The organism is Enterococcus sp. AZ170 (assembly GCF_050545135.1).
Classification (GTDB): Bacteria; Bacillota; Bacilli; order Lactobacillales; family Enterococcaceae; genus Enterococcus_L; species Enterococcus_L ureilyticus.
On the sequence record NZ_CP172947.1, the window covers coordinates 958,197 to 971,131 of the forward strand.

Consider the following 12,935-nt stretch of genomic DNA (forward strand, 5'->3'; position numbering starts at 1 on the left):
TGACAATCAGAAGCAGAACGGTTTTTTTATGAACATAACTAGTGTTAGATAAAGGATCTAACAACAATTAATTAAGTTCAGAAAGTCGGAATATAAGTAAGATATATTTTGATTAAACAAATGAACTCTAAATGATCTATATTTAAATCGGTTTAGTTCAATTTTTCTGAGGTGAAACCTAAAACAAAACAAAGATGTTTTGTTTTAGGTTTTTTTACATTGTTTTCTTATTTAATTGCGTATATTACTTTAAGGGGGGAAGAGGATGGATATTAAAGAACTTTCTTTGAAATTGATTGAGTGGGGGGTGGCAGAATATCTTCAAGACATCTATATTTTACCGATTGAAGATAAAGTCCGAATATTCACAAGAAAAGGCAGTCGCCAAGTTATTTTTAAAGAGTTAGATACATGTGAAGGGGAAAAGTTGATTTTTCATTTCAAATTTATTGGTAGTATGGACGTTGGTGAGAAAAGAAAAGCGCAAGTTGGTGCTGTAACTTATAAAATTAATCAAGAGGAAATCCGGTTACGCTTATCAACAGTAGGAGATTTTAGGCAAAGAGAAAGTTTAGTGATCCGCTTTTTACATGTTTTTGGAAACAGTCGCGAAAATTATTTTTTGCCGAAACAACTAACAATTATCCGAAGTCAAGTTAAACGTCGGGGGCTTCATTTATTTTGTGGACCGGTTGGATCTGGAAAAACGACCTTAATGTACAAGCTAGCAAAAGAAACAGATCAATTTCAGCAAGTGATCACGATAGAAGACCCAGTAGAAATTGAAGAAGAGGCATTCTTACAATTACAGACCAATACTAAAATTGATTTGACCTATGATGTACTGATCAAAGCTTGCTTACGTCACCGACCAGATATTTTGATCATCGGGGAAATTAGGGATGGACTTACTGCACAAGCTGCAATCAGAGCTGCACTTACAGGTCATACTGTGTTTGCAACGATTCATGCAAGGAGTATTAGTGGTGTATATGAACGCTTGGCTGAACTAGGGATTCAGTTAAGCGAGATTACTGAATGTGTAGCCAGCATTATTTATCAAAGGTTGTTGCCTTTTAGAACGAATACTAATGAAGAAATCAGCGGCTTACTTATTGACTATAGCTTCTCTAGAGAGACAACTTCAAAATGGTCGAAAGAATTAAGAAAGGTTTGGGCATATGGATTTATTGATAATCAAACATTTTATGCAGAAAAAGAAGAATAAATTATCCAATCAGCAACAGCAGTTGTTTATTCAATTACTTGCAGACTTGTTAGGTAATGGATTTACGATTCAAGAAAGTTTATTGTTTATGAAAAAATCTGGTTCAGTTTCTGGATTAATCATTGATGACTTGCTCGAGGGTATGCATCAAGGCGATTCTCTACAAAGTGGGTTAGTACAATTAGGATTTCAGTTGACGGTTATTACTCAGATTGAATTTGCTCAAACCCATGGAGATTTAACAGGAACATTATGCAAAATCAAAGAACACATGATAATTGTTGCTAAACAGCGACAAAATTTTTATAAAGTAATTAGCTATCCTGTGCTGTTGCTCTTATTTTTAATGGTTGTTTTGACAAGCATTCGTCAAATTTTGTTACCACAATTGATGGCAAATGGAACAATCAGAGCAGATAATATAGGAATTCTATTTATCCAACAAAGTCCTTATTATTTACTAACAGTGATACTTATCATACTAACACTAGTTGTACTGATCCGTTGTTATTTGAAGAAGAGGACATTTTTACAAAGAGCTATATTTATTTCAAAACTACCACTTTTAGGAAATTTCTATAAAGAATATAATTCCGCTTTTTTTGCGCTAGAGTGGGGAAAGCTATTTTCTCAAGGTTTGGAAATCAAAACAGTTATCTATTTAATGAAAACGATTAATCAAAGGTCCTTAATGAGTGAACTTGCTGAACGGATCGAAGAACAATCGATGCTAGGAACCACGTTTTATGATCAATTGCCCAAATTTCCTTTCTTCTCTCCAGAACTATCTTTGATTATTCAACAAGGGCAGATCAAAGGTAATCTTGGAAAAGAGTTGATTTTGTATAGCCAACTTTGTTGGCTACGTTTTTTTATGCGTATGGAAAAAATGATTCAATGGATTCAACCGATTATTTTTTTAGTTGTTGCGTTGCTAGTCGTTAGTATTTATGCCGCAATGTTGTTGCCGATTTATGGTGGAATGGAGGACTTTTTATGAATAGTAAAAAGAAAAAAGAACGAATAAATTATGCTGGTTTTACTCTTTTAGAAATGTTAGTTGTGTTGTTAATAATTTCGGTTTTGATTTTGTTGTTTGTTCCTAATCTATCTAAACACAAAGAGGGCGTAGATAAAAAAGGGAATGAAGCAATTGTAAAAATAGTGGAGACACAAATCGATCTTTATACTATGGAGAAAAATCAAATCCCAACCGTAGAGCAGCTAGTAAAAGAACAGTACATTACGCAAGATCAATATGATAAGTACCAAGCGAGTAAGAAGTAACCATGAAGAATATGAAAGGTTTTACGCTGATAGAATCTTTGCTGGTACTATCTATCTGTATGATATTTATATTACTACCAACACTCGCCATAAAAAAATGGAAGCAGGTATTGTCAGCTGAACAATTTTTGTCATCTTTTGAGAAGAGACTATTGTTTACACAACAAATGGCGATTGTATATAGGCTTGATACTCAGATCATATTTTATGAACAAAACCAGTCTTTTAATTTTCTGATTTCTAGAGATGGACGAAAAGCAGAGAAAACAGTATTAGAGATTCCAACGGCTTTAAGGGCTACGGGCCCCAAAAAAATCATTTTCAAAAAAGGCTCAGGTAACAATGGGAACTTATCAAAATTTTCTTTTTCATGGTCCGAAAAAGAGCAATTGATTGAATTTCAATTTCAATTGGGGAGTGGGCGCTATGTTAAGAAAATTAAATAATTATAAGGCCTATATCTTATTTGAAAGTTTGATTGCACTGAGCTTATTGTGCATGATTGTTGGGAGCTATCTTTCATTGAATACATTTTTATTTAAAAAAAACAAACAAGCCATAGACAGGTTGCAACTTCATAGAGTTTTATATGAAGAAGTAAATCATTACGAAAATTACAAAGTACGCTCAGAAAATGATAACTATCAGGTACATTTTTACGAAGTGAATAATCAGTTGAATGAAGTGGTGATTACAGATGGAAAAGAGACAGTTAGCCTTAAAAAGGAGTAGTTCCTATGATAAGTATTTAGGTTTCACGCTGATAGAGTGTTTACTTGCACTGCTGATCCTCTCTAGTATTTGTCTGCTCTTTTCAGCATGCATTAAGAATGTAGCGGTAGTTACGAAACAATTGAAAAGTGAGCGCGAAAAAGAGTGGCATATATTCTTGATTCAGTTGGAAAATGAATTAGTAAATTGTTATTATGAAAAAACGCAAACGAACAAAATTGTTCTTAAAAATAAAAAAAATGGAAATGTTGTTTGGATTGAATATAAGCTAGGAAAGATTGTAAAAGTGGAAAATGGTGGATATCAGCCGCTTTTAACAGAAGTCAAAACGGCAACCTTTATTGAGGAGGGGAAAACGATAGTGATAAAAGTAAGTTTTGAAAATAATTTAAATCAAACGGCAAAATGGATCATAACTCAGGAACATAAGCATGAGTAACAGATATAAAGGAGGTATTTTGCTTACAACGTTATTACTTGTCTTTTTATTCAGTTTCATTTTCATCCTGGTGCTGGAAGACTTTCAACTGACGCAACGGTTTACACAAGAAACCAAAGATTATTACATCGCTAAAACAATGGTCAGCATGTTTCTCACTGATATTAGACAAGAGACACAACCACTGGGAAAAAGAGGTCAACAACATTTTTCATCAGGAACATTACAATACGAATATGATCAAAAAACAATTAACTTTGTTATTCAATTAAATCAAACTAGATATAGATTCCAAATGAACTATCAAGCAGTTGAAAAAGCCCAAATCAAAAAATAACAGATCAAGTACTACAAATAACACGAATAAATTATTTGTGAAACGTGTATCAAACTAACATAGAAAAAAACTGATACAGAGATTCATTTTAAAAAGAAAATACGTTAGAATGAGTTAATAAATTTTATGGAAATGAGAATAGTTCAGGGATTTACAAATAATATTAGGAAATTGATTGATTATTGTTAGGTTTTTCGTTAAAATAGAACAGGTATGAAAATTGTTATATTTTAGATGGAAATTGAGGTGTTTCTTTTGTTCCCAGAGAAAATAGAAAAGGCTTTCGGGTTAATGGAACAAGCCATCGGATTGCTTAAACGTTCTTTAGATACTTCTTTTTTGGATGCATATACTGAAAATGGTGAAAATATCATTGATACTTTTCAAGTACGTGTCTTAGATGGAGTACCAGATGAGCAAACCGTTCAAAGGTTAAAAACCATTTATCAACAACTACAAGCAATAGAATTGGAACCAGAAGAAATTAGGCGTTTATCTCAGTTGATTTTACTTAAAGGGAATAAAGTAGAATCCTTACAGGCAAATCATCAATTAACACCAGACAGTATCGGGTTTTTGTTTGTTTATTTGATCGAACAGTTATATAGTCCAGAGAAACCGCTAAAAATATTAGACATAGCATCAGGTATGGGAAATCTTCTTTTAACGGTAATCCTTAACTTGAATATAGCTAAGTATACTGTTCAAGGTTTTGGTGTGGATATTGATGATACGCTGCTTTCAGTATCAGCTACTAACAACGAATGGACAAAAGTCGCAATACAGCTATTCCATCAAGATGGGTTACAAGACCTACTTGTTGATCCTGTTGATGTAGCTATTAGTGATTTACCGATCGGCTATTATCCAAACGATGAAAAAGCCAAAGAATTTGCTTCAGCAGCAGATGAAGGCCATACTTACGCACATCATTTATTGCTGGAACAAGCGATGAAATTTGTTAAGCCTGATGGATATGGATTGTTCTTGATTCCAACTGATATTCTAGAAACAGAGCAAAGTTCTTTTTTCAAAAATTGGCTGCAAAAAAATGTTTATCTACAAGGAATGATTCAATTGCCAGATGAGTTGTTCAAGTCAGTGCAATCAAGGAAAAGTATTTTGTTTGTCCAAAATAAAGGTGAACATAGTGCGCAAGTAAAAGAAGTTTTAGTTGCAAAATTAGGTTCCTTAAAAGATCCTGCAAAAGTGACACAATTTTTTCAACAATTTGAGGCTTGGAAGTCTTCAAATTTAAAATAAAAACAACTGATTAAAGAGGAGAGTATTATGTCTAAAACAATTGCAATCAATGCTGGAAGTTCAAGTTTAAAATGGCAACTATATCAAATGCCGAATGAAGAAGTAATCGCTAAAGGAATCGTTGAACGAATCGGTTTAAATGATTCTATCTTTACAATTAAATATGGCAACGATGAAAAATATGAAGAAATCGTTGACATCAATGATCATGATGTTGCTGTAAAAATGTTATTAGATAAATTAACTGAGTTGAAGATTCTAGCTTCTTATAACGAAATTACGGGTGTTGGACACCGTGTAGTTGCCGGTGGGGAAGACTTCAAAGATTCAGTTGTTATTGATGCCGAAGTTTTAGCAAAAATCGAAAAATTAGCAGATCTTGCACCATTACACAATCCAGCAAATGCAATGGGAATCAAAGCATTCAAAAAAATCTTACCAGAAATTATCAGCGTTGCTGTTTTTGATACAGCTTTCCATACGACAATGCCGAAACATAACTTTTTATATAGTATTCCAACTGAATACTATGACAAATATGCCGCTCGTAAATATGGTGCACATGGAACAAGCCACAAATATGTAGCTGATCGTGCAGCTGAAATGCTAGGTCGTCCGATTGAAGAATTGAAAATCATTACTTGTCACTTAGGTAATGGAGCCTCAATCACTGCTGTCGATGGTGGTAAATCGGTTGATACATCAATGGGCTTCACACCACTTGCAGGTGTAACGATGGGAACTCGCTCTGGTGATATCGATCCTTCATTGTTAGCTTACTTGATGGAAAAACTTGAACTAACAGATATCAAAGACATGATCAATATTCTAAATAAACAATCAGGTTTACTTGGTTTGACGGGTATCTCTAGTGATATGCGTGACTTAGAAGCAAACATGGACAAAGAAGCAGTTCAAGTCGCTTACGATATCTTTACAGATCGTATCCGTAAATACATTGGTAGTTATGTAACTGTTTTGAACGGTGTAGATGCGATTGTCTTCACTGCTGGAATCGGTGAAAATGACGCTCATGTTCGTAGTGAAGTAATCAAAGGTATGACGTGGTTTGGTTGTGAACTAGATGATGAGAAAAACAATGTTCGTGGCAAAGAATCAGTAATCTCTACAGAGGATTCTAAAGTTAAAGTATTATTGATTCCAACAGATGAAGAGTTAATGATTGCTCGTGATGTTGAACGTTTGAGAAAATAATTATAAATAAAAGCAACCTGAGAAAATCAGGTTGCTTTTTTATGTTCAAAATTAGTTGTCCTCATCTTGTTGAATAGGGATTTTGTTAGCTAAATCAGTTCTTACCACTAATACATCACAAGTTGCATTTCGAATAACGTATTCAGAAACAGAACCAATGAATAACCGCTCCACAGCGTTCAGACCAGTTGCACCTAACATGATCAAATCCACTTCATGATCTTGAGGTAATTGTTTTGCAATCAAAGGTTTTGTAGAACCATATTCAATGAGGCTAGTTACTTTTTCACAACCATGTTCTTTTGCTTGCTTTTTGTAACCTTCAAGTGTCTGTTTTGCCATCTCTGTTGCTTGCTCGGCTAAGACTCCATCAAAAGAAGAAACAGATTGGAATGCTCGTGTATCAATGACGTGTGCTAAAAGCAACTCTGCATCATTTCTCATTGCAACATTCATTGCTTTTTGAAAAGCTAACTCAGCTTCGGATGATCCATCAACAGCCACCATGATTTTACGATAATTTTGTAACATTATGCTCACTCCTTTTCAAACAATTAGAAATATATTGTTCTTGATACCTTAATTGTAGAACAAAAGTGTAAAAAAAGGAAATAAAAAAAGAAGATACGTTTATAGAATCTTCTTGGCGAACATCACAGTGAATACAGCTGAAATTACAAGCAAGCTAAAAATATAGAATAACGAAAAAAATGTTAAGTTAAAGATGCCAACTAAAACACCGATGGCAGCTAAAATCAGATAAAAAACACCAAACTGATGTAAAAACTGTTTATTTTCGTCAGGCTCACCATTATGCATCAATGGTAAAAAGACAGTCGCTTTTTTTAATAAATAAATTCCGATAATAACTAACAATGCCACAGATACAAAAATAAGTACTTGAATCATGAATTGAACCTCCATCAAATAAAAAACAATTTGCACTACGCAAATTGTTTGGGAATCAAATAAAAATGGTAAAATCCGTTGATGCCGTTATTCGTCCTATAGTATTGAACCCGCAAACAAAGCAGGTGGGTTCCACGACTGACAGCTTCGAACTACCAAATGAAAAGGCATGTTACCAGCTTAGGTACCAGAAGGATCCCTAGATATCAATAAAATGTTCGGTCAACACACAAAAAAGACAACGCGTACATCACAGATTTACCATCTTTATAATAGCACATTCTCATGCAAACAGCAACGAGGGTGCTTAAATTTGAAAGCGGATTACTCTGTTGTTTTCTTATTTTTTTTCCACTCTTGTATCCGTTGATGCTGCTGATGCAATGCTTGTTCATATTTCCCCGTATCAATGGGCTCATAATAATGAGCATTTTTTATTTTATCGGGAAGATATTGCTGATCGACCCAAGCGTTTTCAAAATTATGAGGGTATTTATAGCCAATGCCTCGGTTTAACTCCTTGGCACCAGAGTAATGGCTATCACGCAAGTGGTCAGGAACATCACCTGCTTTTCCTTCACGAATATCGGCTAAGGCGGCATCGATTGCACTAATAGCAGAATTTGATTTTGGAGATAGACACAAATCAATCACCACACTGGCAAGGGGGATGCGCGCTTCAGGAAAACCTAATTTTTCAGCGGCTTGAACTGCTGTGATCGTGCGAGCTGCAGCCGGTGGGTTGCCTAATCCAATATCCTCATAAGCAATTACCATTAAACGACGACAAATAATTGGTAAATCGCCAGCTTCAACCAGTCTAGCTAAATAATGTAACGCAGCGTCTACATCACTACCGCGAATCGATTTTTGAAAAGCCGAAATCACATCATAATGAGCATCACCGTTTTTATCATGAGTCAAGGCTTTACGCTGAACGCATTCTTCAATAATCGAAAGAGTGATTTCAATTTTTTTATCTTGATTTTCTGGAGTGGATTTGACTGCTAGCTCTAATCCATTTAAGGCACTACGTAAATCACCATTAGTTGCACGGGATAAGTGCTGCAGAGCTTTTTCTTCCAAGACAACTGGAAATTCTCCTAACCCACGCTCGTTGTCAGTTAAAGCTTCTTTGATCGCTTTTTGAATATCCGTTTCCGTTAATGGTTTGACTTCAAAAATTTGAGATCGGCTTCGAATAGCTGGATTGATCGTAATGTAAGGATTTTCAGTTGTTGCCCCGATCATAATGATTCGACCACTTTCAAGATGAGGTAGTAGAAAATCCTGTTTTGTCTTATCCAAGCGATGAACTTCATCTAGGAGTAAGATTACAGTTCCACTCATTTTTGCTTCTTCTGCAACAATCTGCAAATCTTTTTTCGTATCAGTTGCTGCATTTAACAATCGAAAAGCGTAATTTGTAGAACCCGCAATGGCACTAGCAATACTCGTTTTACCAGTTCCTGGCGGACCATATAAAATCATGGATGAAAGCATACGAGCTTCGACCATTCGACGGATAATTTTTCCTGGTCCTACTAGATGTTGTTGTCCAACGACTTCATCTAAATTACGTGGCCGCATACGATAAGCTAATGGTTTTTGCATCGTTGGCCCTCCTTTTTTCTTTATCTTATCTATTATACCATAAAGAACGTATGTTTGTATCTCGCTGAGTTTGATAGGGAAATTCATTGATTAAACGGCTGTTTTTTGTACGGTTCATTTGTTATTTCAATGGATAATAGGCTTTGATTCGTGTATTATAGAAAGTGGTGAAAAATAATGAATGAGACAATAAATTTTTTTAAGACAAAAACAACTGAAGAAATTGCTCAGTTTTTGTTAGGTATGTATTTAGAACACGAAACAGAATCGGGGATACTTGCAGGCTATATCGTTGATACCGAAGCTTATTTAGGACCAGAAGATGAGGCTGCTCATAGTTTTGGCTTGCGCAATACACCACGTCTAAAAGCGATGTACGATAAACCCGGAACGATTTATTTATATACGATGCACACACATTTGATTTTAAATATGGTGACTCAAGAAAAAGGCACACCCCAAGGAGTTATGATTCGTGCAATTGAACCCATTGAGGGAATCGAAAAAATGGTAGAAAACCGCAATGGTCGTCAAGGCATCGAATTATCTAACGGGCCAGGTAAGCTGGTATCAGCTTTAGGAATTAATCAAGCGTTATATGGACAATCAATTTTTGATAGTCCATTACGATTAGTACCAGAAAAAAGAAAAACACCAAAAAAAATCATCCCGCTTCCTCGAATCGGTATTCCCAATAAAGGTATTTGGACAGAATTACCATTAAGGTATATTGTTTCAGGAAATCCTTATATATCCAAACAAAAAAGAAGTGATATTGATCAAAAGGCCTTTGGCTGGAAGGAAGAAAATAAATGAAAAAAGCAACAATGTTAACTTATTTAGACCAACAAATAACCAGAAAAATCATGGAATATGATGTAGCTCTTGATTGGAACGCTAAAAACCATACAATTGAAGTTGTTTTTCGATTATTTGCCGAAAATACAGCACATGAACAGATCGATGATGCACAAGGAACGGTTTCAGAAGAAGAAATCATTGAATTTGAAGATGGGATTTTGTTTTATAATCCTGAAAAGTCTTCTGTAGATAAGGCAGAGTTTCTAGCGACTATTTCTTATGAGGGCAAAAAGGGAATCAAACAGTCTGTGTTAGATGGTTTCATTGATTACTTAAATGATGCTTTAACTGAAGGACAAAGTGATTTATTAGACTTTTTAACGGATGAGGGACAAGCCGTATTTGAGCTGAAATGGTCACAAGAATTATTTGAAGAAGCTGTTAAAAAGTATCAAAAAGTAGAGAGCGATACCTATATTGCGTACCCAAGCTATTAAAAAGAGTAAAGAGGTGATCATATGAAATGGACAGAAGTAAAAGTTGAAACAGCTAGTGAAGCAATTGAAGCAATCTCAAATATCATGATGGAAGCTGGAGCGAGTGGTGTTGCGATAGAAGATGCTTTAGATGTAGAAAATTTTCAAAGTGATTTATATGGTGAATTACTAGACAAAGAACAATTTACGCACATTAAAGAAGGTGCATTGGTTATGGCCTATTTTCCCGAAACGACCTTTTTGCCGGAAATCTTACCTTTTATCAAAGAGAGCATTACCCGCTTACCAGAGTTTGGTCTTGCTATTGGGAAAAATGAAGTGAGTGTTAGTGAAGTAGCTGAAAGCGATTGGGCAACTGCTTGGAAAAAATATTATCATCCAGTTCGTGTGACACGGTTTCTAACAATCGTTCCAAGCTGGGAGAAATATGAAGCGCAAGATGCGCTTGAAAAAATCATTACCTTAGATCCAGGTATGGCTTTTGGAACTGGAACCCATCCAACAACCCGTTTGACTTTACAAGCCCTAGAAACTGTTTTACGTGGTGGTGAAACACTGCTTGATGTTGGCACAGGTTCTGGTGTGTTAAGTATTGCGAGTAAATATCTAGGTGCTAAAGAAATCTATGCCTATGATTTAGATGAAGTTGCAGTGACGGCTGCTAAAGAAAATATGAATATGAATCCAATTGCTAGTGATGTTCAAGTCTCGGCAAACGACTTGCTGAAAGGGATAACGGTCGAAGCAGACGTGATCGTGGCAAATATTTTAGCTGATATTATTACGTTGATGATCGAGGATGCTTGGCGTTTATTGAAAAATGATGGTACTTTGATCGTTTCAGGAATCATTCAGGAGAAAAAAGCAATGGTTATAGAAAAAATGACTAGCGTAGGTTTCCTTGTAGATCAAATTTTCCAACAAGGGGATTGGTATGCAATGATATTAAAGAAAACAGAGGAAGAGTAAGATGCAGCGTTACTTTTTAACGGAGCCTTATGCAGCGCAGGATCATTATCAGATCAGTGGAGAAAACTACCATCATATCGTACGAGTGATGCGTATGACACCTGAAGAACAAGTTTTCTTAGTGTTTAATGATCATACTGCGATCATTGCAGAAATCACGGAAATCACAGAAACATCTGTTTATTTGAAAGAGCTTAGTAAAGAGACTGCTGAAAAAGAGTTGCCAATCGATGTTACGATTGCCTGTGGCTATCCTAAAGGTGATAAGTTGGAATGGGTCGTTCAAAAAGGGACAGAACTTGGCAGTCACAAGTTTATTGGTTTTCCTGCTAAGACATCGGTTGTAAAATGGGATCAAAAAAAGCGAGTTAAAAAAACTGAGCGCTTGAAGAAGATTGCCACAGAGGCTGCTGAGCAATCTCATCGCCAGTTTGCACCGGATATCGTATTATTAGAAAGAGAACAAGCGTTGATCGATGTTTTTTCTCGTTATGATAAAGTGTTGATTGCGTATGAGGAATCTGCAAAGATCGGTGAACGTAGCAGCTTTGCAACAGTACTTTCTGGACTAGAAACTGGGCAATCGCTTTTGTTTATTTTTGGTCCAGAAGGTGGGTTTTCATCTGCCGAAGTCAGTTTATTTCAAGAAAATGGCGGGATTCTTTGCGGTTTGGGGCCACGAATTTTACGTGCGGAGACAGCGCCATTATATGCCTTAGGTGCAATTAGTTACCATTTTGAATTAATGTAAATTATAGGGGGTTGTTTATGGAATTAGAGTTACAAAGACTTTCAATTATGTTAATGGATCCATCGTTTACAGACCGACAATTCACAGATGAGCTTCTGTTTTTAAAAGAATTTCCTGTTCGATCTATTTTTGTGTTACCTTATAATGTTGCAAGAGCCAAACAATTATTGACAGGAACCAAGATTCAAATCGGTAGTCTGGTTGATTTTCCCTTAGGCGGTGGAACATTGGCAAAAAAAGCTTTTGAAACAGGACAATTATATAGAGAAGGTGCTTCAGATGTTTTTGTGACGATGGCACCTGAACAGCTAGAAAGATATGGGAATGAAAGTTATCAAGCATTAGAACAATTGTCTTTTGGACGAAATGCTCTAGGTTTCTTTTTAGATAGTCGGCAATTAACAGATGGTCAAAAGCAAGTATTGGCGATGGATATCGCAGAGTTAAATGTCAGTGCTATTTCTTTAGGCTTGAATTTGACGATGGAACAAGCGATCTATGATATGAGTATTTTTAGAACAGGTCGTAAAAAGCAGATGACGTTTCAAGTAAATGTCAAAGCACCAACGTTGCTTGAAATTGAGTTACTTTTTCAAGCTGGAGCTTCATATATCGGTATTAGTAATGGCCGTGAGATATTGCCATTGATTTCTAAATTGAATTAAAACGCGAGGAATTGAAAATATAGAAAAATGTTAGTATAATAAAAGTTGTTGGAAGTGCTACTGTTTCAAGTGGTGCTTTTCTTTTTTTGAACGATCGATCATATACATATATAGAGGGATGTTGGTACATAAGTAAAAGGAGTACCACTATTCTAGGAAGCGAAGCTGACATAGAGATAGCGGATAACGGACCAAAAAGTAAAAGGAGTACCACTATTCTAGGAAGCG

Annotated in this window: 16 protein-coding genes, 1 other RNA gene and 1 pseudogene; 14 read left to right on the top strand and 4 right to left on the bottom strand. The window is 35.5% G+C overall.

Annotated features, from left to right (window positions below; all coding sequences use genetic code 11):
* Positions 1 to 265 precede the first annotated feature (265 nt).
* The 9 genes from comGA (at position 266) to IGJ55_RS04670 (ending at position 6,501) form a co-directional block, all read left to right on the top strand.
* The gene (gene comGA, locus IGJ55_RS04630) at positions 266 to 1,228 is read left to right on the top strand and encodes a competence type IV pilus ATPase ComGA (protein ID WP_069640598.1); all 963 of its coding nucleotides are present in this window, start codon (positions 266 to 268) and stop codon (positions 1,226 to 1,228) included.
* Positions 1,182 to 2,228 (top strand): competence type IV pilus assembly protein ComGB, encoded by a 1,047-nt coding sequence (comGB, locus tag IGJ55_RS04635; protein WP_430607501.1) that lies wholly within the window; start codon positions 1,182 to 1,184, stop codon positions 2,226 to 2,228. Before comGA ends, comGB begins: the two co-directional genes overlap by 47 nt.
* Positions 2,225 to 2,515, top strand: a complete 291-nt coding sequence (gene comGC, locus IGJ55_RS04640) for a competence type IV pilus major pilin ComGC (protein ID WP_207121122.1) — start codon at positions 2,225 to 2,227, stop codon at positions 2,513 to 2,515. The genes comGB and comGC overlap by 4 nt, the downstream gene beginning before the upstream one ends.
* A gap of 2 nt (positions 2,516 to 2,517) precedes the next feature.
* The gene (comGD, locus tag IGJ55_RS04645; protein ID WP_430607502.1) at positions 2,518 to 2,961 is read left to right on the top strand and encodes a competence type IV pilus minor pilin ComGD; all 444 of its coding nucleotides are present in this window, start codon (positions 2,518 to 2,520) and stop codon (positions 2,959 to 2,961) included.
* The gene (comGE, locus tag IGJ55_RS04650; RefSeq protein WP_430607504.1) at positions 2,942 to 3,247 is read left to right on the top strand and encodes a competence type IV pilus minor pilin ComGE; all 306 of its coding nucleotides are present in this window, start codon (positions 2,942 to 2,944) and stop codon (positions 3,245 to 3,247) included. Before comGD ends, comGE begins: the two co-directional genes overlap by 20 nt.
* On the top strand, positions 3,213 to 3,686 hold the full coding sequence (comGF, locus tag IGJ55_RS04655) for a competence type IV pilus minor pilin ComGF (protein WP_429950477.1): 474 nt from the start codon (positions 3,213 to 3,215) through the stop codon (positions 3,684 to 3,686). The genes comGE and comGF overlap by 35 nt, the downstream gene beginning before the upstream one ends.
* Positions 3,679 to 4,023 (top strand): competence type IV pilus minor pilin ComGG, encoded by a 345-nt coding sequence (gene comGG, locus IGJ55_RS04660; protein ID WP_069640604.1) that lies wholly within the window; start codon positions 3,679 to 3,681, stop codon positions 4,021 to 4,023. The genes comGF and comGG overlap by 8 nt, the downstream gene beginning before the upstream one ends.
* A 255-nt stretch (positions 4,024 to 4,278) precedes the next feature.
* On the top strand, positions 4,279 to 5,286 hold the full coding sequence (locus tag IGJ55_RS04665) for a class I SAM-dependent methyltransferase (RefSeq protein ID WP_430607505.1): 1,008 nt from the start codon (positions 4,279 to 4,281) through the stop codon (positions 5,284 to 5,286).
* Positions 5,287 to 5,313: 27 nt separating this feature from the next.
* Positions 5,314 to 6,501, top strand: a complete 1,188-nt coding sequence (locus tag IGJ55_RS04670) for an acetate kinase (RefSeq protein WP_069640606.1) — start codon at positions 5,314 to 5,316, stop codon at positions 6,499 to 6,501.
* Positions 6,502 to 6,552: 51 nt separating this feature from the next.
* Here the strand turns inward: IGJ55_RS04670 and IGJ55_RS04675 are convergent, their stop codons facing one another.
* The 4 genes from IGJ55_RS04675 to IGJ55_RS04690 form a co-directional block, all read right to left on the bottom strand.
* Entirely contained in the window at positions 6,553 to 7,032 is a 480-nt protein-coding gene (locus tag IGJ55_RS04675) for a universal stress protein (protein WP_430607507.1), read from the bottom strand.
* Positions 7,033 to 7,131: 99 nt separating this feature from the next.
* Complete coding sequence (locus IGJ55_RS04680) at positions 7,132 to 7,410, bottom strand: hypothetical protein (protein WP_069640669.1); 279 nt, start codon at positions 7,408 to 7,410, stop codon at positions 7,132 to 7,134.
* Positions 7,411 to 7,478: 68 nt separating this feature from the next.
* A non-coding RNA gene (gene ssrS, locus IGJ55_RS04685) (6S RNA) lies at positions 7,479 to 7,672 on the bottom strand.
* A 62-nt stretch (positions 7,673 to 7,734) separates the two neighbouring features.
* Positions 7,735 to 9,024, bottom strand: a complete 1,290-nt coding sequence (locus tag IGJ55_RS04690) for a replication-associated recombination protein A (RefSeq protein ID WP_429950481.1) — start codon at positions 9,022 to 9,024, stop codon at positions 7,735 to 7,737.
* Positions 9,025 to 9,201: 177 nt separating this feature from the next.
* On the opposite strand from IGJ55_RS04690, the pseudogene IGJ55_RS04695 reads away from it, so the two are divergent.
* The 5 genes and pseudogenes from IGJ55_RS04695 (at position 9,202) to IGJ55_RS04715 (ending at position 12,707) form a co-directional block, all read left to right on the top strand.
* Positions 9,202 to 9,901, top strand: a pseudogene (locus IGJ55_RS04695) (DNA-3-methyladenine glycosylase).
* Positions 9,837 to 10,322 carry a DUF3013 family protein gene (locus IGJ55_RS04700; RefSeq protein WP_430607510.1) on the top strand — a complete coding sequence of 162 codons (486 nt, stop codon included), beginning with the start codon at positions 9,837 to 9,839 and terminating at the stop codon, positions 10,320 to 10,322. Before IGJ55_RS04695 ends, IGJ55_RS04700 begins: the two are co-directional and overlap by 65 nt.
* Positions 10,323 to 10,343: 21 nt before the next feature.
* The gene (gene prmA, locus IGJ55_RS04705) at positions 10,344 to 11,291 is read left to right on the top strand and encodes a 50S ribosomal protein L11 methyltransferase (protein WP_430607512.1); all 948 of its coding nucleotides are present in this window, start codon (positions 10,344 to 10,346) and stop codon (positions 11,289 to 11,291) included.
* 1 nt (position 11,292) lies between these two features.
* On the top strand, positions 11,293 to 12,042 hold the full coding sequence (locus IGJ55_RS04710; RefSeq protein WP_429950485.1) for a 16S rRNA (uracil(1498)-N(3))-methyltransferase: 750 nt from the start codon (positions 11,293 to 11,295) through the stop codon (positions 12,040 to 12,042).
* 17 nt (positions 12,043 to 12,059) lie between these two features.
* Positions 12,060 to 12,707 carry a deoxyribose-phosphate aldolase gene (locus tag IGJ55_RS04715; protein ID WP_429950487.1) on the top strand — a complete coding sequence of 216 codons (648 nt, stop codon included), beginning with the start codon at positions 12,060 to 12,062 and terminating at the stop codon, positions 12,705 to 12,707.
* Positions 12,708 to 12,935: the final 228 nt, after the last annotated feature.

Bases quoted from the DNA above. Each gene is read 5' to 3' on its own strand.
- comGA (WP_069640598.1), top strand. From the start codon at position 266: ATGGATATTAAAGAACTTTCTTTGAAATTGATTGAGTGGGGGGTGGCA.
- comGB (WP_430607501.1), top strand. From the start codon at position 1,182: ATGGATTTATTGATAATCAAACATTTTATGCAGAAAAAGAAGAATAAA.
- comGC (WP_207121122.1), top strand. From the start codon at position 2,225: ATGAATAGTAAAAAGAAAAAAGAACGAATAAATTATGCTGGTTTTACT.
- comGD (WP_430607502.1), top strand. From the start codon at position 2,518: ATGAAGAATATGAAAGGTTTTACGCTGATAGAATCTTTGCTGGTACTA.
- comGE (WP_430607504.1), top strand. From the start codon at position 2,942: ATGTTAAGAAAATTAAATAATTATAAGGCCTATATCTTATTTGAAAGT.
- comGF (WP_429950477.1), top strand. From the start codon at position 3,213: ATGGAAAAGAGACAGTTAGCCTTAAAAAGGAGTAGTTCCTATGATAAG.
- comGG (WP_069640604.1), top strand. From the start codon at position 3,679: ATGAGTAACAGATATAAAGGAGGTATTTTGCTTACAACGTTATTACTT.
- IGJ55_RS04670 (WP_069640606.1), top strand. From the start codon at position 5,314: ATGTCTAAAACAATTGCAATCAATGCTGGAAGTTCAAGTTTAAAATGG.
- IGJ55_RS04675 (WP_430607507.1), bottom strand. From the start codon at position 7,032: ATGTTACAAAATTATCGTAAAATCATGGTGGCTGTTGATGGATCATCC.
- IGJ55_RS04680 (WP_069640669.1), bottom strand. From the start codon at position 7,410: ATGATTCAAGTACTTATTTTTGTATCTGTGGCATTGTTAGTTATTATC.
- IGJ55_RS04690 (WP_429950481.1), bottom strand. From the start codon at position 9,024: ATGCAAAAACCATTAGCTTATCGTATGCGGCCACGTAATTTAGATGAA.
- IGJ55_RS04700 (WP_430607510.1), top strand. From the start codon at position 9,837: ATGAAAAAAGCAACAATGTTAACTTATTTAGACCAACAAATAACCAGA.
- prmA (WP_430607512.1), top strand. From the start codon at position 10,344: ATGAAATGGACAGAAGTAAAAGTTGAAACAGCTAGTGAAGCAATTGAA.
- IGJ55_RS04710 (WP_429950485.1), top strand. From the start codon at position 11,293: ATGCAGCGTTACTTTTTAACGGAGCCTTATGCAGCGCAGGATCATTAT.
- IGJ55_RS04715 (WP_429950487.1), top strand. From the start codon at position 12,060: ATGGAATTAGAGTTACAAAGACTTTCAATTATGTTAATGGATCCATCG.